We start from the raw sequence: 22,043 nt of genomic DNA, 5'->3' as shown, positions 1-22,043 counted from the left end.
CCCTATTCGCTTATTTTTTTGAAGACAACACAAGCATTGTGCCCTCCGAACCCGAAGGTATTGCTAATCGCAATGTTTACCTCCCTTTCCTGTGCCTTGTTCAGGGTCAAGTTCAAATTGGGATCGATGTTTTCGTCTACCGTAACGTGGTTGATGGTCGGTGGCACCAAGTTATGCTCCATTGCCTTTATAGAAGCGATCGCTTCTATGGCGCCCGCGGCACCCAACAGGTGACCGGTCATCGATTTTGTAGAATTGATATTGATATTCGGGGCATGGCTTCCGAACACCTCGGTAATCGCCTTCAGCTCGGCCACGTCGCCCAAAGGTGTCGACGTTCCGTGCGTGTTGATATGATCTACCTGCTCGGGCCGCAGTCCTGCATCCCTCAAACAGTTTTTCATTACCTGTACCACACCGATCCCTTCAGGATGCGGGGCGGTAATGTGATAGGCGTCGCTTGATAGGCCGCCGCCCAACACCTCGGCATATATTTTTGCGCCCCTGGCCTTGGCGTGTTCGTATTCCTCTAGAATGAGCGCACCCGCACCTTCACCGAGTACAAACCCGTCGCGATTGGCATCGAACGGTCGTGAAGCCGTTTCCGGACTATCATTTCGGGTACTTAGGGCGTGCATGGCACCAAAACCGCCCATACCCGCTATGGCGACGGCCGCCTCACTACCTCCGGAAACTACAACATCACAATACCCTAAACGAATATAGTTCATGGCATCGATCAACGCATTGGCCGAGGAAGCACATGCGGATACCGTGGTATAGTTAGGTCCCATAAAACCATGTTTGATGGAAATATGTCCCGGAGCGATGTCCGCTATCATTTTGGGAATAAAAAATGGGTTGAACCGAGGGGTTCCGTTGCCTTGGGCAAAGGTCATCATCTCATTTTGGAAGGTTTCCAGACCACCGATACCGGCGCCCCAGATCACCCCTACCCGAAATTTATCCAATTTATCGAGGTCCAGGCCTGAATCCGTAATCGCCTCATCCGAGGAAACCAACGCATATTGTGCGAAACGATCCAGTTTTCGGGCCTCTTTTCGGTCAAAAAAATCGGCCGCATCGTAGTTTTTTAATTCGCAGGCGAACTTCACCTTAAACTTTTCCGTATCGTAATAAGTTACGGGTGCGGCACCACTTTTACCGTTCTTAAGGCCGTCCCAATACGCTTCGATATTGTTACCGATGGGTGTCAAAGCCCCCAAACCGGTTACTACCACTCGTTTTAATTGCATTGAACTACGTTTTATTTACCGTCAACCATCGGTTATCGGCCATTCGTTTACTAAAGCAACCCTAGTAAGCAAGTGAATTTAAAAAAAATTATCCATGCGGCACGGAGACGGCATGGATAATTCTGAAACTTGTTCAAGAAAACATAAAGTTACTTCGCTTCTTCTATATAACTAATGGCTTGGCCAACGGTTGCGATGTTTTCAGCTTGATCATCAGGGATTTGAATATCGAATTCTTTCTCAAACTCCATTATCAACTCAACGGTATCCAATGAATCTGCCCCTAGGTCGTTCGTAAAGCTAGCTTCGGTTACAACTTCGTTCTCATCTACACCCAACTTATCAACGATGATAGCTTTTACTCTTGATGCAATGTCTGACATAATTATTTTGGTTTTAAAAATTTAAATTGTTGGCAAAAATAAAAAACTTTGGACTAAATACAGCATTTGTCGTTAAAATGTACCTTAAATTAAGTGAAATAGGGTTCGGTGTAGTATTTTCGCCCAGATGAACGAACCACCGCCAACGATAATCGAACAGGGGAAATTGTAATGTTTTTTTCGAGTTTTGGCCCCTTTCCCAAATGTGGACGGGACGGGCCGTTTTCGACGATGTAAGGGATTCCCCAATATGGATTTTCGATGGCAAATTAAGATGTTAAACCTGTAGTTATTCCATGGCTCCTAAACGTATTGTACTTTTTGCTTCCGGTTCCGGCTCCAATGTGGAGCGGATTATCCGCTACTTTCAGGACAAACCTAATGTTACGATTGCCATGGTGCTCACCAACAAAAGTGATGCCAAGGTTTTGGAGCGATGTAAAACCCTAAAAACAAGCGCTTTATATTTCAACAGAACGGCGTTTGCCCGGACGGACGGGTTATTGGACGTTTTAAAAGGGCTTCGGCCGGACCTCATCGTTCTCGCCGGTTTTTTACTGAAAGTACCCGAACACATCATACAGGCCTTTCCTAACAAAATAGTCAATATCCATCCCGCCCTATTGCCCAAATACGGTGGAAAAGGAATGTATGGAGACCATGTGCACGCCGCCGTAAAAGAAAACGATGAAAAAGAGACCGGTATTACCATTCATTACGTAAATGAAAATTACGACGAAGGGGCCATCATCTTTCAAGCCACCACAGCGGTCGTCCCCGAGGATACCGTGGCCTCCATAGCCCAAAAGATACACCGTTTGGAGCATGCCCATTTCCCGAAAGTCATCGAAACCCTACTGACCACCCCATAATGGCAAAAAAAGCAAAATTTTATACGGTCTGGAAAGGAAAGCGCTCAGGGATATATATGAGCTGGGACGATTGTAAGGCCGCTATTTCCGGTGTAAAAGGGGCACAATACAAATCGTTCGCCACCTTTGACATGGCCAAAAAGGCATTTAACGGCAACTATGAGGAATACAAGGGCAAGAAAAAAGGGGAAACCTCGCTCTCTTCGGAGCAATTGCTACAAATAGGGAAACCCAACCTACATTCCATTTCCGTAGATGCCGCATCGAGCGGTAATCCCGGCGTTATGGAATATCAGGGTGTCGATACCAAAACGGGAAAAAAACTGTTCGGACAAGGTCCTTTTGTCCAGGGCACCAATAACATCGGCGAGTTTTTGGCCATTGTACACGGTCTGGCCTATTTGAAGGAGCGGAAAAGCGACAGGGTACTCTATACGGATTCGCGAACGGCAATGAGCTGGGTCCGAAAAAAAACATGCAATACCAAACTGGCCGAGACGGAAAAAAACAAGCCCTTGTTCGATTTGATCCGCAGGGCCATACAGTGGTTGAAAAGCAACCCACACCAAACCCCGATCGTAAAATGGGAGACCAAGGCATGGGGAGAGATTCCCGCTGATTTTGGAAGAAAATAAAGAACCCGTCAGCTGCCCGGCAATGCTAACAATATGCTTCTTGTTTTTACCGTCATAATCACGGACATCACATCAATTAAAACACTTAGCGAACGACCAAAGAAGCGTTGTGCCGCGTAGGGTACGGACTACTAAAAAAGGCCATGTTTGAACAAAGGCCAAAACGGTTTCCTTCCTTACCGGCATACAGGTAGCCGTTTGACGGTAGTGTAGGCCTAAATCACATTTACAATATCATTTTGGCAATACAAAACTGTATATTTGCAGCTTAATTTTTGAACCCATGGGGAAACTGGTCATTGTTGGTACCGTCGCCTTTGACGAAATTGAATCGCCTTTTGGCAAAACGGATAAAATATTAGGGGGAGCAGCTACCTTTATCGGATTGGCGGCCGCCCAATTTGAAGTAGATGCAGCAATCGTTTCCATAGTGGGCGACGACCTTCCACAGGCGTATTTGGATATGCTAAAGGGCAAGGGCATAGCCCTGGAGGGCATTGAAATTGTACCTGATGGGAAAACGTTTTACTGGAAAGGAAAATACCATAACGATCTGAATTCCCGCGACACATTGGTTACGGAATTGAATACCTTGGCCGATTTTAACCCGGTGGTCCCAGAAAATTATAAAGACGCCGAAGTGGTCATGTTGGGCAATCTGCATCCCGGCGTACAGATGAGCGTTATCCAACAAATGGAGCCCAGACCAAAGCTGATCGTGCTCGATACGATGAATTTTTGGATGGACAATGCCCTGCCCGACCTGCTTGAAACCATAAAACATATCGATGTCATTACCATAAACGACGAAGAGGCACGACAGTTGACCGGGGAATACTCCTTGGTAAAGGCTGCGGCACGTATCCAGGAAATGGGACCAAAATACGTGGTCATCAAAAAAGGGGAGCACGGAGCACTCTTGTTTCATGGGGCACATGTGTTCTTTGCTCCGGCACTTCCGCTTGAAGATGTCTTCGACCCTACCGGGGCGGGAGATACCTTTGCTGGCGGTTTTACCGGGTATTTGGCGAGCACCGGCAACCTATCGTTCGAAAACATGAAACGGGCCGTGATCTACGGATCCAATCTGGCCTCGTTCTGTGTGGAACGTTTTGGCACCGAACGCATGGAAGACCTAAAAAAGGAGGCGGTGCAACAACGGTTACATCAATTCAAGGCATTAACACAATTTGATATTGAATTGGAATAATGATACGCCCTGCAAAACAGGGCTTTTTTTATACCTTTCCCCTACGGTCCGTCGGCAGATAAAAACCGTCGCAGCCTATTGAAAGGTTTTGTTCAACTGATGTTTTAAACAAAAAGGAGCGTTAAAATGAGTGATGCGATCAAACACGAATGTGGTATTTCGGTAATACGTTTGCTAAAGCCTCTCGAGTACTATCAAAAAAAGTACGGCACGGCTTTTTATGGGGTCAATAAAATGTACCTCATGATGGAAAAGCAGCACAATCGTGGCCAGGACGGGGCCGGTTTTGCAAGCATAAAATTGGATATGAATGCTGGGGAACGTTACATGAGCCGTGTTCGTTCTGCCGAGCAGCAGCCCATTCAGGATATTTTTTCACAGATCAATCACCGTATCAATTCCGCCATATTGGAGCATCCGGAATATGCGGACAATGTCGCCCTGCAGAAAAAACATATTCCCTATATCGGGGAGCTCCTTTTAGGACATGTGCGTTACGGAACCTTCGGAAAAAATAGTATCGAAAGCGTACATCCATTTTTACGCCAAAACAACTGGATGCACCGGAACCTCATCGTTGCCGGTAACTTTAACATGACCAATGTACACGAACTGTTCGATAATTTGGTGCACTTAGGGCAACACCCCAAGGAAATGGCCGACACTGTTACGGTAATGGAAAAGATCGGGCATTTTTTAGATGATGAGGTCGCCAAGCTCTACAAACAGATCAAAAAGGAAGGCTACAATAAAATGGAAGCCTCCCCTTTGATCGCCGAGCGCCTAAAAGTGCATAAGATATTGAAACGGGCGACCAAAAACTTCGATGGCGGCTACGCTATGGCAGGTTTATTGGGGCATGGCGACGCCTTTGTACTGCGGGATCCGGCCGGGATACGGCCCGCTTATTACTATAAGGACGACGAAATTGTGGCCATTGCCTCCGAGCGCCCCGCTATTCAAACCGTTTTCAATGTTCCTTTTGATACCGTAAAAGAGCTTGATCCGGGCCATGCCATTATTATTAAAAAGAGCGGTAACACGGTTATAAAGGAAGTGTTGCCCCCTACCGAACGCAAAGCCTGTTCTTTTGAACGTATTTACTTTTCGCGGGGCAGCGATAAGGAAATTTATCAGGAACGAAAAGAACTGGGAAAACTCATTTTCCCGAAAATATTAACGGCAATAAAGGGCAACCTGCACAAAACCGTTTTCTCGTACATCCCCAATACCGCCGAAACTTCCTTTTTTGGAATGGTAAAGGAAGCACAGAACTATCTCAATAAAAAAAAGGAAGAACAAATCTTGGCCCTTGGGCCAAAGATTACCAGTGAGCAACTGCACGATATTCTTAAAGTACGCCCACGTATCGAAAAAGTGGCCATAAAAGATGCCAAGCTGCGCACCTTTATTACTCAGGACAGTAGTAGGAACGATCTGGTAGCCCATGTTTACGATATCTCTTACGGATCGGTAAAAAAAGGGGACAACCTCGTTATAATCGACGATAGTATCGTTCGCGGTACCACGCTCAAAAATAGTATTCTACGCATATTGGACCGGCTATCGCCTAAAAAAATTGTGGTCGTTTCGTCCGCGCCCCAAATCCGATATCCCGATTGTTATGGTATCGATATGGCCAAATTGGAGGATTTTATCGCCTTTAAGGCGGCGCATGAACTGCATAAGGACCGCAATTCGCTGGCCCTTGTCGATACGATCTATCAAAAATGCCTGAAACAGGTAAACTCCAAGGACCATGAGGTAATCAATTATGTAAAAGAGTTTTATGAGCCTTTTACCGCCGAAGAAATTTCTGTGAAGATTGGACAACTGCTGAGTCCCGAAGGCATTAGGGCCGAGGTGCAGATTATTTACCAGAGTATCCAGAACCTGCATCAGGCGTGCCCAAAAAACTTGGGGGACTGGTACTTTACCGGAAATTATCCGACCGCTGGTGGAAACCGCGTAGTCAACCGAGCTTTTATCAACTTTTATGAAGGTAAAAACCAACGTGCTTATTAAGGCTTTTATCGATGAACGACACCAAATTGTGCATTTCATCGATAAATTATAGCTTTCATCGGCTTTTTACACGTAAAGGTACGATCCACTCCTATTTTAGAACTGCCATAGCATAAGTAGGTTAAGTTCATGGTAAGATTTGGGGCAAAAAAGGTGGAGTCTACTCCACCTTTTTTATTTTCATATGTTTCCGCAGCCATCACCGACCTGTCTTCCCTTCAATAGTTCAAATTCGCTTTTTTATGGAAATTTTTTATTGGCCAAAGGCCCCTTGCCGATTATTCCGCTCTACTTTACCGCATGGGTACTATTGTATTTCAGCCTTCTTTAAAAGTAGGTCATAGTCCTTTACTGCCTCCCTAAGGATTTTCCATAGCAGTTGCTACCTCAAATTATAACAACAAAGATAAATGGAAAATGGTCCCATTGGACTGGCCTATTCAAAACAGCGGTCGTTCGCTATCCAAAGAACGCCAAGCTTAACAAAACCTTTTGGAGAAATTGAATCCGATTTTCCCAACACCATTCAAAGTGCGCAAAACGTAAAACCGATGCATTTTACCCCCTTATAACGCCATAAACGTCTGATGAACTTCAAAATCGTGCATTTCAACCCATTTCGAGGGAGTTCAACAAAGATATTTTTGAGGCCTGGGAGTATGTTTTATTTTTGGAGGACCATAGCATAAGTAGGTTAAGTTCATGGTAAGATTTGGGGAAAAAGGTGGAGCAATGCTCCACCTTTTTATTTTTAGCTACTGTATACCATTTCTACCTTAATATTACCCGTTACATCAACATCTCTTTTGACACTTCCCCACACCTTTAAGACGGTCGTTCGGTATGCGTTCTGTTGTAACTAGGCCAATGGAACAAAACGGATATCTGCAATCGCTTTGGTACGTCTTTGTAGAACAATAACGCCATATAGGTATTTCGACCTTTTAAACGTGCGTTCGTCTAAAACCTTTTTTTGGTCTCGGCCTTTGCACTATTTTTGGAGGACCATAGCATAAGTAGGTTAAGTTCATGGTAAGATTTGGGGAAAAAAGGTGGAGCTATGCTCCGCCTTTTTTATTACCGAAACCCCTGAAATTAACAAGGTTAACCTCACTTTTAAGTGTTTTTACCCATCTCCTCTCCAATCAAAGGTGCTTAAATTTTCTTAAATTTTCTTTTTTATTTCCCACAATACCAGTAATTTAGTAATGCCATAGCATAAGTAGGTTAAGTTTATGGTAAGATTTGGGACGAAAAGGGTGGAGACTTCTCCGCCCTTTTCTATTTTTAATAAGGTCCCTAATCATTTGATTTTCATCGATATAATAATACCGTTTATCGGATTTTATCGTGTAGTACGCCTCACTTTTTGTCCCGTTTTAAACCTGTTTGTTCATTGTGTTTTTTTTTCTTGATTCCGAAAAACGGGCCTCCTATCTATCGGATTTTGTCTTTTTTCACTCGAAAAAATTACTTTTTTAAAAAAAAATACCCTCTGGCACCACTATACCTAAGATACCGCTTACTTCTTATACCAATTCACCTTTAATAAAGTAAGTCACAATCCTATTTGATAGCAGAAAACAATCACACCTTCACGAAAGTGAGATTCCATAAGAAGCGATGCCTGATCTTTTTCAGATTGAATTGCGATTCATTTGATATATCGGCTGTTGGTCCAATAGGACTCAAACCAAAATTCTTATGCCATCCAGCGATATGGTATTGGTGTATGGAGCCGTTACATGCATTCCCCTTCTGATAGAGATCATCATCAAAACCAAAAAAGCTTCCCCTACCTTACGGCAAGAGAAGCTTTTCAAATCGATTTCAGGGCCTTTCTCCCTAAAAGTGTCTACTACTTGTTGGCCTCGTAATGTTCAGAAACCTTGTTCCAATCGATTACGTTAAAAAATGCACTGACGTAATCGGGTCTTCTATTCTGATAGTTGAGGTAATAGGCATGTTCCCAAACGTCCAATCCTAAAATTGGAACGCCGCCACAACCGGTATCCGGCATTAAAGGGTTGTCCTGGTTTGGTGTAGAACAAACTTCCACCTTTCCACCTTTCTGTACGCATAGCCAAGCCCATCCGGAACCAAAACGGGTTCCTGCCGCGGTACTGAATTTCTCTTTGAACCCTTCAAAGGAACCGAAGGCCTCGTTAATGGCATCCGCCAAAGCACCTGAAGGTGTTCCACCTCCATTGGGAGACATAATTTCCCAAAAAAGCGAGTGGTTGTAAAAACCGCCCCCATTATTTCGAACGGCACCGTTGGACATGTCCAAACCGGACAATATGGTTTCGATGGACTGGTTTTCCAAATCCGTACCGTCGATTGCGGCGTTTAGCTTGGTCGTATATCCGTTGTGATGTTTTGTATGGTGTATTTCCATGGTACGTGCATCGATGTTCGGTTCCAATGCATCGTACGCGTACGGTAAATTAGGTAATTCAAAAGCCATAAATCCTATGTTTTTAAGTTAAAAGTGTTTAACAAAATTACATTTTTTAATAAACATATTTTTTTAATTATTTGTTAAGGAAATGCCCCAATGGATGCAGATGCGCTTCTTTTTGCCCCAAATGCGGGCTTCATGGCTTTCTAACCCGATCGATGCACATTCAAGAAGTTTCTTATGCTTCCCAAACCGCTGGAAAATGTGATATTTGCAACAAAAAAAGGTGATAGGCGATTCCTTCCGTATTTATAATGCTTCCGCAGGGTCTGGAAAAACCCATACCCTTACCAAGGAATACCTGAAAATAACGCTTACCTGTGCGCGAAGTTTTGGGGCGATACTTGCCCTTACGTTTACCAACAAAGCGGTCGGCGAAATGAAGTATCGGATCCTCGATAGCTTGGCGGTCTTTGGAAAGACTGACGGTCAGGAAACGCCCGGTCCGCTGTTCGTTCAGCTTTGCGAGGAACTGGGGCTGGAACCCGATACCCTTCGCAAAAAGGCACGGCAGACCCTAAAGGAAATACTGCACAACTACGCTTTTTTTGATGTCTCTACCATCGATAAGTTTACCCATAGGCTCATTCGAACGTTCGCCAAAGACCTGAAAATTCCCCAGAATTTTGAGGTGGTGCTCGACTCGGAACTGTTGCTTGCCGAAGCGGTGTCTCGACTGTTGCTCCAAGCGGGCAAGGATAAGGAACTTACCGAAGTGCTCGTGGCCTTTGCGCTGGAGAAAATAGACGACGACAAAAGTTGGGACATTGCCCTGGACCTTCAACGGATCGGAAAATTGGCCTTTAATGAAAACCATGCCGCCCACCTGCACAAGCTACGTGATAAAAGCATTTCCGATTTTAAAGGCCTTCAAAAACAACTTTTGGCCAATGGCAAAGCGGCACAGGAGCACATGCGGTCGGAAGCAAGGGAAATTCTTGCCCTGATCGAGAACAATGGGCTGGTCTTCGGCGACTTTAAAGGCGGATACTTCCCGAAATACATCGAAAAAATTGTCCAGGGAGCGGACCGTCTCGATTTTGAATCGTCCTGGCGGGCCGACTTCGGCACCAAACCTTTATATAACAAATCGTGTCCCGAAGCGACCCAACATACCATCGATACCTTGCTCCCTTCTTTTATTAAGCGCTTCGAACAAATCAAAAAAGCATTTTACGATCATGCGTTTTACAAAAACGTTTACGGCAATCTGGTTCCGTTAACGGTTTTGAACAGTTTGCAAAAAGAAATCCAAAAAGTACTGGAAGAAAAAGACCAGCTTTCCATTGCCCAGTTCAATACCATTATTTCCGAAGAGATCAAAGACCAGCCCGCTCCCTTTATTTATGAAAGGCTCGGGGAAAAATACCGTCATTATTTTATCGATGAGTTTCAGGACACTTCCAGCTTACAATGGCAAAACCTCGTTCCCCTGATCTCAAATGCGTTGGAAAGTCAGGACGAGCAGGGCCAAACGGGATCTCTATTTCTGGTCGGTGATGCCAAACAGGCCATATACCGATGGCGCGGCGGAAAGGCCGAACAGTTTATAGACCTCGTGGCAAAACGCCACAACCCCTTTACCATTGCCCCGGTGGTTACGGCCTTACCGACCAATTATAGAAGCGCGGAGGAAATCGTTCGGTTTACCAACGACTTTTTTACGACATCGGCGGTTTTTATGGACCATCCGTTGTATGAACAACTTTATATCGCCGGAAATCAGCAGCTGCCCACCACTAAAAAGGGAGGACTTATCGATATTCAGTTCATAGACGAGCAAGCGGTAAACGATAAAAAAGAGGGCTACGGCGCCGCTGCCCTTGCCATCATCGAAGAGGTTCGGGCCAAAGGTTACGGCTACAAGGACATTTGTATTTTGGTTCGTAACCATAAGGATGGCGTTGCCATGGCCGATGTGCTCACCCAGCAAGAACTACCGGTGGTATCCTCCGAAAGCTTGCTGTTAAAAAGTAACGGAGCGGTCCGTTTTCTTATTCATTTGTTGCAGCTACAAAATCAGCCCGACGACCTGGCGGTCGCCTATGAACTGCTTGCCTTTCTCTCGCAAAAACAAACGGACCGCCACCGATTTATCTCCGAGCATTTGCACGACATCGAGGGCTTGTTTCGCGACCGGTACGATTTCGACCTGACCGTCATGAAACAAAAATCGGTCTATGACGGACTTGAAATCGCCATCAGACAATTCGAATTGGCAACGGACACCCAGGCGTACCTACTGTTTTTTATGGATACGGTGCTGGACGTGGAGCAAAAGGAAGGTACGGGGATTCAGGCTTTTCTTTCCTACTGGGAGAAAAAGCAGGACACCTTAGGTTTGAGCGCACCCGAACACCTGAACGCCATACAGATCATGACCGTGCACAAGGCAAAGGGATTGGAGTTTCCCATCGTTATCTTCCCTTATGCCAACGAACACCTATATAAAAGGATGGAAAAGAAATTATGGTTGCCCGTTTCAAATACGGAGCACTATGGTTTTGAAGAAGTACTCGTTTCGGAAAAGAAGGAAGTTGTGCACTACGGCGAAACGGCGGGCGCACACTACAGGGAAGAGGAGCAGAAAATGGAACTGGATGCCTTCAACGTACTCTATGTAGCCTTGACGCGGGCCGAACAAGCCTTATATGTCATCAGTAAAAAACAATTGGATGCCGCGGGCAATCCGAACACGGACTATTACTCGGGTCTCTTTATTTCCTTTCTGCAACAAAAAGGGATGTGGAACACCGAGCAAGACCGGTACCGTTTTGGCGCATTGGGTATGGGCAGCTCCAAAAGTCCCGTTGCGCCGCAAAAAGTATCGTACCCCTATACCTATAAAGAACGGCCCGGTTTTAGGCTCCTGGCCAGTGCCGGAAATCTCTGGGACACCGAAAGGGGGGCCGCATTGAACAAAGGAAACTTGGTACACCATGCCATGGGAATGATAACCCATGGCGGCGATATCGAAAAAGCGTTGCGGCAATTATCGCGCAACGGGGACATCCCTACGGAAACCCTGGATACTTTTGAGCAAAGTATACGCCGCATTGTAGAACATCCCGAATTAAAACCGTATTTTGAAATTGGCAATACGGTAAAAAACGAAAAGGATATCATAACCGGGGAAGGGCGATTGTTGCGCCCCGATAGACTGGTGTTCCACGGTAACAAGGTGACCATTATCGATTACAAGACCGGCCAAAAAAACAAAAGCTACCACCAACAATTGGAGGCATATGCAGTGGCCTTGGAAGCCATGGGCCATAGCGTAGAAAACAAGATCATCGTATATATCAACGATACCATAACGCCTGAATTCATTTAAATTTTAAGCATGTACGGAAAACTGAAAGCACACCTACAAACGGAACTGGAACAGATCAAAACGGACGGTCTGTATAAAAAGGAACGCATTATTACTTCCCCACAGGGTGCGGTGATCAAGATCGACACCGGAGAGGAGGTCATCAACTTTTGCGCCAACAACTATCTGGGGCTCTCCTCGCACCCGAAAGTTGTTCAAGCGGCAAAGGACACCCTGGACTCCCACGGGTTCGGAATGTCCTCGGTACGGTTTATCTGCGGCACCCAAGACATCCATAAAACGTTGGAGAAGAAAATCGCGGATTTTTATGGTACGGAGGATACCATATTATATGCTGCTGCCTTCGACGCTAACGGAGGCGTTTTTGAACCGTTGTTGACCGCTGCCGATGCCATTGTTTCCGATTCGTTAAACCATGCCTCGATCATCGACGGCGTTCGCCTGTGCAAGGCAAAACGGTACCGCTATGCCAACAACGACATGGCAGACCTTGAAAAACAGCTGAAACAGGCCCAAGCGGATGGTGCACGCTTTAAGATCATTGTAACCGACGGTGTTTTTTCCATGGACGGCGTATTGGCGCCCTTGGATGCCATTTGTGATCTTGCCGACCGTTACGATGCCCTTGTGATGATAGATGAGTGCCATGCCACCGGGTTTATAGGTGCTACCGGAAAGGGCACCTTGGAAGAAAAAGGGGTCATGGGCAGTATCGATATTATAACGGGCACCTTGGGCAAAGCACTTGGCGGCGCCATGGGCGGATACACCACCGGTAAAAAAGAGATCATCGAAATCCTACGGCAGCGCTCCCGGCCCTATCTGTTCTCCAATTCATTGGCCCCGGCCATAGTGGGCGCCTCCATAAAAGTGTTTGACATGCTCCAGAACGATACCGCGCTACGGGACACCCTCGAAAAGAATACCAAGTATTTTAAAGCAGGGCTGCAACAAGCGGGTTTCGATATTATCGATGGCGACTCGGCCATTGTGCCGGTAATGCTGTACGATGCCAAACGTTCACAGGATATGGCGGACCTGCTTTTGAAGGAAGGCATTTACGTCATCGGTTTCTTTTATCCTGTCGTTCCAAAGGGAAAAGCACGTATTCGCGTGCAGTTATCGGCCGCGCACACCCAAGAACATTTGGACAAAGCCATCGCTGCATTTGTTAAGGTGGGCAAAGCGCTCCATATCGTTTAAATGCGTTATTTAGCCCACGAAACGCGATAAAAAAAATAAACGATTGATTTTGTTAATAATAATTAACAACTTACATTTGCTGCTAATAAACACTTAAACTTAAAAATTTGAACATGAAACATCTTAGCAAATTAGTGATTGCTGCCCTGCTTTTCGTAGGTTTTAACAGCATGCAAGCTCAAGACGAAAATAACCCCTGGCAGGTTAGTTTTGGGGTTAATGCCATAGACACCTATCCAACAGGTGATGGAAGTTCTTTTGGAAATGAATTGTTTAACGCCACCGACCACTGGAACGTTCTTCCATCTATTTCTTACATCGGTGTGTCGCGTTACATCGGCGATGGCTTTTCCGTAGGTGCTAGAGGTTCACTCAATAAAATATCAAAGTTAGGAGATGTTGATGTGGAAGACCTTTCACATTACGCAATCGATGGAACCATCAAATATGCGTTCCTTAAAAATACCGTGATCGATCCGTTTATCGAAGTAGGTGGTGGATACACATGGGTAGATGAAATTGGTGCCGGTACCGTTAATGGTGGTGTTGGAACCAACATCTGGTTTACCGAAAACATCGGTCTTACCTTGCAAATGACATACAAGCATGCCTTTGAGGATTACGGTGTGAAGCACTGGCAACACTTGGCTGGTATCGCTGTTAAGTTTGGTGGTACCGATACCGATGGTGACGGAATCTACGACAAGGATGATGCTTGTCCAGAAGTTGCAGGTCTTGAGGCCTTCAACGGATGTCCAGATGCTGACGGTGACGGAATCGAGGATAGTAAAGATAGCTGCCCTAACGAAGCTGGATCTAAAGAAATGAACGGTTGTCCAGATGCTGATGGTGACGGTGTTGCCGATAAGGATGATGCTTGTCCTAACGAAGCTGGATTGGCCAACTTGGCCGGATGTCCTGACGCGGACGGTGACGGTGTTGCCGATAAGGATGATGAGTGTCCTGAAGAAGCAGGACCTGCTGAAAACAAAGGATGCCCATGGCCAGATAAAGATGGTGATAGCGTATTGGACAAAGATGATAACTGTCCAGAAGTTGCCGGTACCGTAGCCAACAATGGTTGTCCAGAAGTAACCGAAGAAGTTCAGAAACAATTGAACGACTACGCCAAAACAATCTTGTTCGACACTGGTAGATCTAGCTTGAAGCCAGCCGCTACCTCTGTATTCGTTGACATCATCAGAATATTGAACGAGTATCCTAACGCTAAGTTCTCTGTTGAAGGACACACCGATAGTGTAGGTGGTGCGAAAACAAACCAGAAGCTTTCCGAAGAAAGAGCTAACTCTGTTAGAGATTTCTTGATCGCTGAAGGTATCGCAGCAGATAGATTGACCGCCATCGGATACGGTGAGGACAGACCTATCGCCGACAACAAAACTTCTAAAGGAAGAAAAGAAAACAGAAGAACGGAAATCAACTTGATTAAGTAATTTCCAAACCCTTCAAATAAAATAGAAGCCCCGGCATTAAAATGCCGGGGCTTTTTTATTTTTGAACATGAAAAGTTTTCTCGAAGAAGTCGTCGTCAAAATATCCCAGCAGTACGCCTCCCTTGAAAACGTTATTTTCGTACTTCCCAGCAAACGCGCAGGCACCTTTATGCGCAATAGCATCGCCGAAACTACCGAGCATACCATTTTTGCACCCGAAATTTTCAGTATCGAGGGTTTTATCGAACATGTGGCCACACTCTCCTATGCCACCAATACCGAACAGTTGTTCGCACTGTATGAAAGTTATCGGGCCACGCGCCAAGGCGAGACGGATTCCTTCTACGCCTTTTCCAAATGGGCGCAAACGGTATTGCAGGATTTTAATGAGATAGACCGTTACCTGATCGATACCGAACGTTTGTTCGCCAACCTGTCCGCAGTACAGGAAATCAGTATTTGGTCGCCAGAGGCCAAAAAAACACGAATGATGGAGGACTATCTATCGTTTTGGAAACAACTGCCGGGCCTGTACCGGCATTTTAATGAAAATTTATTACGACAGCATATCGGGCATCAGGGCCTGATATACCGCACCGCTTGTGAAAAACTAACGGAGTATTTGGAACGTTCCCCGGACCAGCGACATATTTTTGTCGGGTTCAATGCGCTCAACACTGCCGAATCGCAAATCATCCAAACCATTTTGGGCAACGATCGCGGTGAAATTTTTTGGGATATCGACCGCTCTTTTGTGGAGGACCCCATCCATGACGCGGGGCTCTTTATCCGTCAACATTTACGCGAATGGCCATACCTGAAGGAGCATGGCATAAACGGACTCAGCGCGCACTATTCCGATTCAAAGGATATCGAAATTATCGGTATCCCCAAAAATGTGAGCCAGGCAAAGTATGTAGGGCAACTGCTCAAACAAATGCACGATGAGCGACCGGCCCAGCTCAAACGGACGGCAGTGGTTCTCGGAGAGGAAAGTTTGTTGAACCCCATTATCAACGCTGTTCCCTTGGAAATTCCCGACGTCAACATAACCATGGGCTACCCCTTGGACAAAAGCCCATTGGCCGCACTTTTTCAACAGTTTTTTGCACTGTACCTGCATCGGGACGAACAAGGTTGGTTCCACAAACCGCTTTTAGATTTTTTATCACATCCCTACCTACAATTGCTTTTCTCCGCGGAAAAGACAAATTGGGCCACCGAATTATCCATTGAAATCAAAAAACGCAACTGGGCCTATGTAAATGTGCGGCAACTGTTACGCAGCACACAAGAACACGAGTATGTGGCCTTTCTTTTTTTTGATGCCCCACCTACTCCCTCCCTTATGCTTGAGAAGTGTATCGGGCTCATCACGCTATTAAAGGAACGGGCGAACCTTGATGCCCATCCACTATCCCTCGAATACCTCTATCGGTTTTATACCCTGTTCATCCAACTGGATGGCCTGCTGAAAAAACATGGGTTCCTTACCGATCTGCGTTCGCTCATTAGTCTGTATCAAGAACTGTTATCGGCGGAGACCCTCGATTTTCAAGGGGAGCCTCTGCGCGGCTTACAGATCATGGGTATGTTGGAAAGCCGTAACCTCGATTTTGAAACGGTTATCCTCACCTCGGTGAACGAGGGCATTCTGCCTTCCGGAAAATCGAACAATTCCTTTATTCCCTTTGATCTAAAAAAGTACTTTGGCCTTCCTACTTACAAAGAGAAGGACGCCGTATATACCTATCATTTTTATCGTTTGCTACAACGGGCCAAAAAGGTTTATATCCTTTATAACACCGAGCCCGACGTACTTGAGGGCGGGGAACCCAGCCGGCTGATCCGACAATTGCTTACCGACGACCATCGTAGCTCGGACGTAAGCTCGGCCCTTGCGACCCCACATATCGCCCCTACACCGTACCGTTTGGAAACCATTACCAAAGACCCCGGGCTGATGGCGTTGATCCGGGAGCATGCCACCAAAGGCTTTTCACCCACCTCGCTCAGTAATTATATTCGTGACCCTTTACAATTTTACAAGAAGCACCTGCTCCGTATCGATGATTCGCTCGAAGTAGAAGAGACCATTGCGGCCAATACTTTCGGTACCATTGTGCACGATACCTTGGAAGAACTGTATCAACCTTTTATCGGTACCGATCTTACCGTACCCGGATTACAAACGGCACGGGCCAATGCCAAGGAAACCGTACACAAACATTTTAAGAAAACCTATCTTGAAGGCGATATCACTCGGGGAAAAAACCTGATCGCTTACCAGGTAGTGATCCGGTACATCAAGAATTTTTTCGATAAGGAAATAGAGACCGTACAAAAACACCAGGTTCACCTTGTGGCCCTGGAACAAAACCTGAACATAACCCTCGACCTAAAGGCCATTCCGTTTCCCGTAATCCTCAAGGGAAAACTCGACCGTGTGGACCGTGTGGACGGCCAGTTACGGATTATCGATTACAAGACCGGAAAGGTAACCGCGGCACAGGTAGAAATTTTCGATTGGGACCTACTGGTTACCGAATACGATTACAGCAAGGCCTTTCAACTGTTGTGCTATGCCCTAATGTACGATGCTTCGCATGTATCGGAACCCTTAACCGCCGGCATCGTTTCCTTCAAAAACCTTGGGGCGGGCGTACTTGGGTTCGCAACCAAAGAAAAGAAAGGCGGTAGAACCAAAAACGGTGTTATCGACGACGAAGTGTTGGCCACCTTTAAGGACCGGCTCGCAGCCCTGATCTCGGAAATATGCCATCCGGAAACTCCATTTGAAGAAAAGCTTTTGCTTTAACCGTGAAACATACCAAAGCCTTCCTAGGGCGGTCCACTATTTCAAATCGGGCCTGGTAGGGCGTATCTCCACCTTGCTGGGCAAGGTCCTTGGATGCATTTTTAACAGGTCGTATACAAGCTCCCCAATATCTTCGGGCTGAATTTTCCAAGCGTCGGAAGCATCGGGTTCGTTTCCGTTAAAATGGGTCGCCACCGAACCGGGCATTAAGGTCGTCACCTTAATATCATACTTACGGAGGTCGAGCATGGCCGCCTGCGTAAACCCGACCACCCCGAATTTGGTGGCATTATAACCGGATCCGCTCGCAAAAAAATTGGTGCCCGCCAAACTCGCCAAGGTCATATAATACCCTTTCGATTTTTTCAATGCGGGCAAGGATGCTTTTAGGGTATGAAAGACCCCGTTCAAGTTGGTATCGATCATTTGGTGCCATTGGGTATCGGAAAGTTCATCGATCGGGGCAAAATGCCCGACTCCGGCATTGGCCAGGACCACATCGACCTGGCCCCATTTATCCAATATGGCCCCTACTGCCTTCTCCTCATCGCTGCGTTGAACCACATCCGATTCCAAGGCCAGTACCTGTTCGGAATTTCCCAAATAGCTCGCCGCCCGTTCCACCGTTTTTAAGGTACGCCCACTAATGGCTACCCGCATTCCTTCCGCAATCAACTTTTTGGCCACTCCAAAACCGATTCCCTTGGAACCACCGGTAATGTAGGCCACTTTATTTTTTAAATCCATATGTCAAATACTTTTTATCTGCCCGTTATAGTGTACGGGAACTATATCGGATAAAGATAAGGGGTTCATGAAAATCGAAATGGGATGGTGCTGTTATTCTTTTATTAAAACCGGCGTCCCTTAAACTGGTTACAGAAATTTAACGATGGCCAACCCCTAGGATTGCTACATTATTATGTATCTTTAAAATGCTCCAAAGTACCCAATTGAACATAAGAAACTGTATATGGCACTTAGCATCGGTATCATAGATGACGATCTCGTATCCCAATACGCGACGCAATATTGTATTGAACAGACCCTTTCAGAATCAAAGGTGTTGGTTTGGGACAGCGGGGAGGAAGCCCTTTCCCAGTTCATCAAATTCTTGCAAGAGGGGAAACCATTGCCCGACATCCTCTTTTTAGATCTGGTTATGGGCGGCATGAACGGTTGGGAGTTCCTTGAGGCCATCCGGCCTCTAACGGGAAAGAAACAAAAGACCCAAATCTATATTCTATCGGCCTTTACCAATACCAAAGATCGGGAGCTGGCCAAAAAACATACCATGATCAAGGGCTATTTTGACAAACCCTTATCCAAAAGTATGATGAGCAGCATACTGGTATCCCAAACCCTCTAACGAATGCGTTTTCCTTGCATGCAAAAGGGATTCTAATGCCTTAGACCGGTTTGCCGCGCTCGGGTTTACTGGGGCCACCACCCAAATATGTAAGAATTACGCTACTTTGTCATGCCCTAAAAGCTTATTTTCGTGTTTCGGACCATGAACCACAACAGATGCGACGCCCAATATTGACCCTATCGCTTTTCTTGGGACTCTTTGTGCATGCACAAGAAGAACATCTAACATCTTACGCTACGGGATACCGTGTTGCACATCCATTCCGTAACACAGTTCAACGCTTTGGACGCAACCTACCAACTGTTCGGCGCACGATTGGAGGTGCTGGCGGAGGACGACCCCTTGCTAACCCCCAAACTAACGGCCCTTACCGAAGGGGATACGCTTTCCGTTTTGGAAAATGGGGAGGTACAGCTGTACCGCTTTCTGGAACGGCAAGCACTACCGGAATACCGGGCCAGTTATATTTATCTGGACGGGGCTATTCTGGGCCGGTCCCAAATCGATTCGCTGCGAAGCCTTATCATCGCGCGATACAAATCGGGAACACCGTTCGCCGACCTGGTATCGGAATATACTATGGACGGCAACCCGAACCAAGGTGACCTGGGCTGGTTCGCCAAAGGGGATATGGTGCCGGAGTTTGAAAGTGCCGTACGGGAACATGAGGTCGGTGCGATTTTTACGGTAAACGTCCCCCATAAACAATGGTACCATGTGGCCTTAAAAACACATGCAAATAGAGAAAAAACCCATCGGTATTTTATCAAGATTTACCAAAGGCTTCTGGGCTTGCCGTTAGTGCTGCTACCGCATCCATAACGCCAATTTTTCCATATGGCAAGGTTCATTGGTATGGTTTGACTATTTTTAGACGGTTTGATACCTTTTTAACTTTTTGTCTATGAAGACCATTGCTTATTGTTCGCTGTTTTTTCTTCTGTTTTTTGGATGCAAGCATTCCCAAAACTTACGGCAACCAAAACAATTGCCAACCGTTTGGCAAATACAAAAAAGCACCGACCAAAGCGAACCCATTGCCCGCCATGAGACGGCCTTTGTTCGCGTGGGAAGCAAGTGTTATCTTATGGGCGGGCGCAGTATTCGCCCTGTGAGCATTTACGATATCAAGAGCCGTACCTGGTCGCAAGGAAAAAAACCTCCGATAGAACTGCACCATTTTCAACCCGTTGTTTACGAAAACGATATTTATGTTATTGGTGCCCTTACCGGTGGTTGGCCTAACGAAACCCCAACCACAAAAATATACAGGTACCATCCGGAAGAGGACCTTTGGTCCGAAGGGCATGAAATTCCGGAGGACCGTCGCCGTGGCGCTTCCGGAGTGGTGCTGCATGATGGTTATGTGTATGTTTTGGGCGGTATCAAAAACGGCCATATCGGCAATCATAAAAACTGGTTGGACCGTTACGATCCGGCTACTGGCGCATGGAAAAGCTTATCGGACGCCCCACGGACACGGGATCATTTTCAGGCCGTTTACGCCAACGGCCACATTTATGCGGTTGCCGGAAGAAATACGGGAAAAGATTCCGATGACCCCTTTGGTGCCACCATTCCGGAAGTAGATGCCTATGACATTGCCACCGATACCTGGAGTACCTTACCCAACCCTTTACCTACCCAACGTGCCGGAAATGCGGCCACCTATTTTAATGGAGAGGTGTTGGTCATCGGTGGCGAATCTTCTTCCCAAGAAAAGGCCCATGCTCATGTGGAAGCCTTGAATCCCCAAACCGGGAAATGGCGTTCGGCAGCTCCTTTGGTCGCAGGGCGGCATGGCACCGGAGTAATCGTTTGGAAAAACAGCCTTTATATTGCCTCCGGATGCGGTAACCGCGGCGGCGAACCGGAACTGGCGACCATGGAACGGTTTGAATAGGAGGGTTCAAATTCTAACTCAAAAATCAAATTCAAATACAAGTTCAAAGTCATCTGTTTACACCCGTTACTTACTGAATACTTCGTACTAACTACTTTGTACTATTCATTAGAAAAAAGACCGCTGCGCTGAAAGAACAAGGAAGAAAGACAGATTCAAGTTCAAGCTCAAGTGTCAAGTTCAAGCTCATTCTGCTCATTACTCAATACTAAATACTTTGTACTAATTACTAACTAGAACAAAGACCGCTACGCTGAGTGAGCAAAGATAAAAGCACTCTTCTGCCAATCGAAAAAACGAATGTCATGCCGAGCCTGTCGAGGCACCTGTTCAAATGCAAGTTCAAAAATCAAATTCAAATACAAGTTTAAAGTCATCCGACTACCCCCCGTTAACTTCTGAATACTTGGTACTAACTACTTTGTACTATTCATTAAAACAAAGACAGCTACGCTAAAAGAACAAGGAAGAAAGACGGATTCAATTTCAAACTCAAGTGTCAAGTTCAATATTAAATGATATCTACTAACCACTTTTTACTAATTACTACCACCCCTTTTACTCAATACGAATTACTTTTTACTGATAACAAACAACCTGTTCATTGTTTATTGCCTAATTGCTAATTGAAACAAAGACCGCTTCGCTGAAAGAACAAACATAAAAGCGTTCTTCTGCCAATCGAAAAAACGCATGTCATGCCGAGCCTGTCGAGGCAACTGTTCAAATGTAAGTTCAAAAATCAAAGTCAAACGCAAGGATTGTTGGTCAACGGGCCGTTGCTTATAAAAACGTACTGTCCGGTCGAACGCAGTTGAGACCTCCGTTCAAATGCAAGTTCAAAAATCAAATTCAAACACAAGTTCAAAGTCATCCGCTCAATACCCCAATTACTTACTCAATACTTCGTACTAACTACTTTGTACTATTCATTAGAAAAAAGACCGCTGCGCCGAAAGAACAAGGAAAAAAGACAGGTTCAAGTTCAAACTCAAGTGTCAAGTTCAATATTACAAGAATCCCTACTAACCACTTTTTACTAGGGCGTGTTAACACAAAATAGGTATCTTTGTTAAATGGAATTGACGGATACCCAATTTGAAACAATCAGCTCTCA

The 22,043-nt window shown here is 45.8% G+C and carries 16 protein-coding genes; 12 read left to right on the top strand and 4 right to left on the bottom strand.

Translation table 11 applies throughout. The features are described 5' to 3' along the window. Nucleotides 1-2 precede the first annotated feature (2 nt). A complete protein-coding gene (gene fabF, locus ACRD7P_RS16395; protein WP_430908739.1) occupies nucleotides 3-1,256 on the bottom strand; it encodes a beta-ketoacyl-ACP synthase II in 1,254 nt (417 codons plus the stop codon). Nucleotides 1,257-1,405: 149 nt separating this feature from the next. Next, nucleotides 1,406-1,639, bottom strand: a complete 234-nt coding sequence (locus ACRD7P_RS16390) for an acyl carrier protein (protein WP_008269813.1) — start codon at nucleotides 1,637-1,639, stop codon at nucleotides 1,406-1,408. A 296-nt stretch (nucleotides 1,640-1,935) separates the two neighbouring features. Between ACRD7P_RS16390 and ACRD7P_RS16385 the strand changes: the two genes are divergently transcribed. From ACRD7P_RS16385 to ACRD7P_RS16365, 5 genes are all read left to right on the top strand, one after another. Then, the gene (locus ACRD7P_RS16385) at nucleotides 1,936-2,511 is read left to right on the top strand and encodes a phosphoribosylglycinamide formyltransferase (RefSeq protein WP_430908738.1); all 576 of its coding nucleotides are present in this window, start codon (nucleotides 1,936-1,938) and stop codon (nucleotides 2,509-2,511) included. After that, nucleotides 2,511-3,146, top strand: a complete 636-nt coding sequence (locus tag ACRD7P_RS16380) for a viroplasmin family protein (protein ID WP_430908737.1) — start codon at nucleotides 2,511-2,513, stop codon at nucleotides 3,144-3,146. The genes ACRD7P_RS16385 and ACRD7P_RS16380 overlap by 1 nt, the downstream gene beginning before the upstream one ends. Nucleotides 3,147-3,429: 283 nt before the next feature. Then, on the top strand, nucleotides 3,430-4,356 hold the full coding sequence (locus tag ACRD7P_RS16375; protein WP_430908736.1) for a PfkB family carbohydrate kinase: 927 nt from the start codon (nucleotides 3,430-3,432) through the stop codon (nucleotides 4,354-4,356). A 126-nt stretch (nucleotides 4,357-4,482) separates the two neighbouring features. After that, complete coding sequence (locus ACRD7P_RS16370) at nucleotides 4,483-6,381, top strand: amidophosphoribosyltransferase (protein ID WP_430908735.1); 1,899 nt, start codon at nucleotides 4,483-4,485, stop codon at nucleotides 6,379-6,381. A gap of 410 nt (nucleotides 6,382-6,791) precedes the next feature. Continuing rightward, the gene (locus ACRD7P_RS16365) at nucleotides 6,792-6,953 is read left to right on the top strand and encodes a hypothetical protein (protein WP_430908734.1); all 162 of its coding nucleotides are present in this window, start codon (nucleotides 6,792-6,794) and stop codon (nucleotides 6,951-6,953) included. A gap of 1,286 nt (nucleotides 6,954-8,239) precedes the next feature. Here the strand turns inward: ACRD7P_RS16365 and ACRD7P_RS16360 are convergent. Next, nucleotides 8,240-8,848 carry a superoxide dismutase gene (locus ACRD7P_RS16360; RefSeq protein WP_430908733.1) on the bottom strand — a complete coding sequence of 203 codons (609 nt, stop codon included), beginning with the start codon at nucleotides 8,846-8,848 and terminating at the stop codon, nucleotides 8,240-8,242. 205 nt (nucleotides 8,849-9,053) lie between these two features. Here ACRD7P_RS16360 and ACRD7P_RS16355 point away from each other — a divergent pair, with 205 nt between their 5' ends. The 4 genes from ACRD7P_RS16355 (at nucleotide 9,054) to ACRD7P_RS16340 (ending at nucleotide 17,651) form a co-directional block, all read left to right on the top strand. Then, complete coding sequence (locus ACRD7P_RS16355; RefSeq protein WP_430908732.1) at nucleotides 9,054-12,176, top strand: UvrD-helicase domain-containing protein; 3,123 nt, start codon at nucleotides 9,054-9,056, stop codon at nucleotides 12,174-12,176. A 9-nt stretch (nucleotides 12,177-12,185) separates the two neighbouring features. Continuing rightward, nucleotides 12,186-13,379: a glycine C-acetyltransferase gene (gene kbl / locus ACRD7P_RS16350; protein ID WP_430908731.1), complete on the top strand. Its 1,194-nt coding sequence runs from the start codon at nucleotides 12,186-12,188 to the stop codon at nucleotides 13,377-13,379. 113 nt (nucleotides 13,380-13,492) lie between these two features. Then, entirely contained in the window at nucleotides 13,493-14,833 is a 1,341-nt protein-coding gene (locus tag ACRD7P_RS16345) for an OmpA family protein (protein WP_430908730.1), read from the top strand. Nucleotides 14,834-14,900: 67 nt separating this feature from the next. Then, nucleotides 14,901-17,651, top strand: coding sequence for a PD-(D/E)XK nuclease family protein (locus tag ACRD7P_RS16340; RefSeq protein ID WP_430908729.1), 2,751 nt, complete (start codon nucleotides 14,901-14,903; stop codon nucleotides 17,649-17,651). A 36-nt stretch (nucleotides 17,652-17,687) separates the two neighbouring features. Here the strand turns inward: ACRD7P_RS16340 and ACRD7P_RS16335 are convergent, their stop codons facing one another. Next, a complete protein-coding gene (locus tag ACRD7P_RS16335; RefSeq protein ID WP_430908728.1) occupies nucleotides 17,688-18,398 on the bottom strand; it encodes an SDR family oxidoreductase in 711 nt (236 codons plus the stop codon). 226 nt (nucleotides 18,399-18,624) lie between these two features. Here ACRD7P_RS16335 and ACRD7P_RS16330 point away from each other — a divergent pair, with 226 nt between their 5' ends. The 3 genes from ACRD7P_RS16330 to ACRD7P_RS16320 all read left to right on the top strand — a co-directional run bounded on the left by ACRD7P_RS16330 (nucleotide 18,625) and on the right by ACRD7P_RS16320 (nucleotide 20,926). Further along, on the top strand, nucleotides 18,625-19,020 hold the full coding sequence (locus ACRD7P_RS16330; RefSeq protein ID WP_430908727.1) for a response regulator: 396 nt from the start codon (nucleotides 18,625-18,627) through the stop codon (nucleotides 19,018-19,020). A 285-nt stretch (nucleotides 19,021-19,305) separates the two neighbouring features. After that, a complete protein-coding gene (locus ACRD7P_RS16325) occupies nucleotides 19,306-19,845 on the top strand; it encodes a peptidylprolyl isomerase (protein ID WP_430908726.1) in 540 nt (179 codons plus the stop codon). 82 nt (nucleotides 19,846-19,927) lie between these two features. Then, nucleotides 19,928-20,926, top strand: a complete 999-nt coding sequence (locus tag ACRD7P_RS16320) for a Kelch repeat-containing protein (RefSeq protein ID WP_430908725.1) — start codon at nucleotides 19,928-19,930, stop codon at nucleotides 20,924-20,926. Nucleotides 20,927-22,043 lie beyond the last annotated feature (1,117 nt).

It is taken from the genome of Maribacter sp. 2-571, assembly GCF_050589625.1.
Classification (GTDB): domain Bacteria; phylum Bacteroidota; class Bacteroidia; order Flavobacteriales; family Flavobacteriaceae; genus Pelagihabitans.
The sequence above is the reverse complement of the archived record's forward strand: the minus strand, read 5'-3'. Positions and strand labels throughout refer to the sequence as shown.

Excerpts from the sequence above, each read along its gene's own strand:
- fabF (WP_430908739.1), bottom strand. The coding sequence starts at position 1,256 with ATGCAATTAAAACGAGTGGTAGTAACCGGTTTGGGGGCTTTGACACCC.
- ACRD7P_RS16390 (WP_008269813.1), bottom strand. The coding sequence starts at position 1,639 with ATGTCAGACATTGCATCAAGAGTAAAAGCTATCATCGTTGATAAGTTG.
- ACRD7P_RS16385 (WP_430908738.1), top strand. The coding sequence starts at position 1,936 with ATGGCTCCTAAACGTATTGTACTTTTTGCTTCCGGTTCCGGCTCCAAT.
- ACRD7P_RS16380 (WP_430908737.1), top strand. The coding sequence starts at position 2,511 with ATGGCAAAAAAAGCAAAATTTTATACGGTCTGGAAAGGAAAGCGCTCA.
- ACRD7P_RS16375 (WP_430908736.1), top strand. The coding sequence starts at position 3,430 with ATGGGGAAACTGGTCATTGTTGGTACCGTCGCCTTTGACGAAATTGAA.
- ACRD7P_RS16370 (WP_430908735.1), top strand. The coding sequence starts at position 4,483 with ATGAGTGATGCGATCAAACACGAATGTGGTATTTCGGTAATACGTTTG.
- ACRD7P_RS16365 (WP_430908734.1), top strand. The coding sequence starts at position 6,792 with ATGGAAAATGGTCCCATTGGACTGGCCTATTCAAAACAGCGGTCGTTC.
- ACRD7P_RS16360 (WP_430908733.1), bottom strand. The coding sequence starts at position 8,848 with ATGGCTTTTGAATTACCTAATTTACCGTACGCGTACGATGCATTGGAA.
- kbl (WP_430908731.1), top strand. The coding sequence starts at position 12,186 with ATGTACGGAAAACTGAAAGCACACCTACAAACGGAACTGGAACAGATC.
- ACRD7P_RS16345 (WP_430908730.1), top strand. The coding sequence starts at position 13,493 with ATGAAACATCTTAGCAAATTAGTGATTGCTGCCCTGCTTTTCGTAGGT.
- ACRD7P_RS16340 (WP_430908729.1), top strand. The coding sequence starts at position 14,901 with ATGAAAAGTTTTCTCGAAGAAGTCGTCGTCAAAATATCCCAGCAGTAC.
- ACRD7P_RS16335 (WP_430908728.1), bottom strand. The coding sequence starts at position 18,398 with ATGGATTTAAAAAATAAAGTGGCCTACATTACCGGTGGTTCCAAGGGA.
- ACRD7P_RS16330 (WP_430908727.1), top strand. The coding sequence starts at position 18,625 with ATGGCACTTAGCATCGGTATCATAGATGACGATCTCGTATCCCAATAC.
- ACRD7P_RS16320 (WP_430908725.1), top strand. The coding sequence starts at position 19,928 with ATGAAGACCATTGCTTATTGTTCGCTGTTTTTTCTTCTGTTTTTTGGA.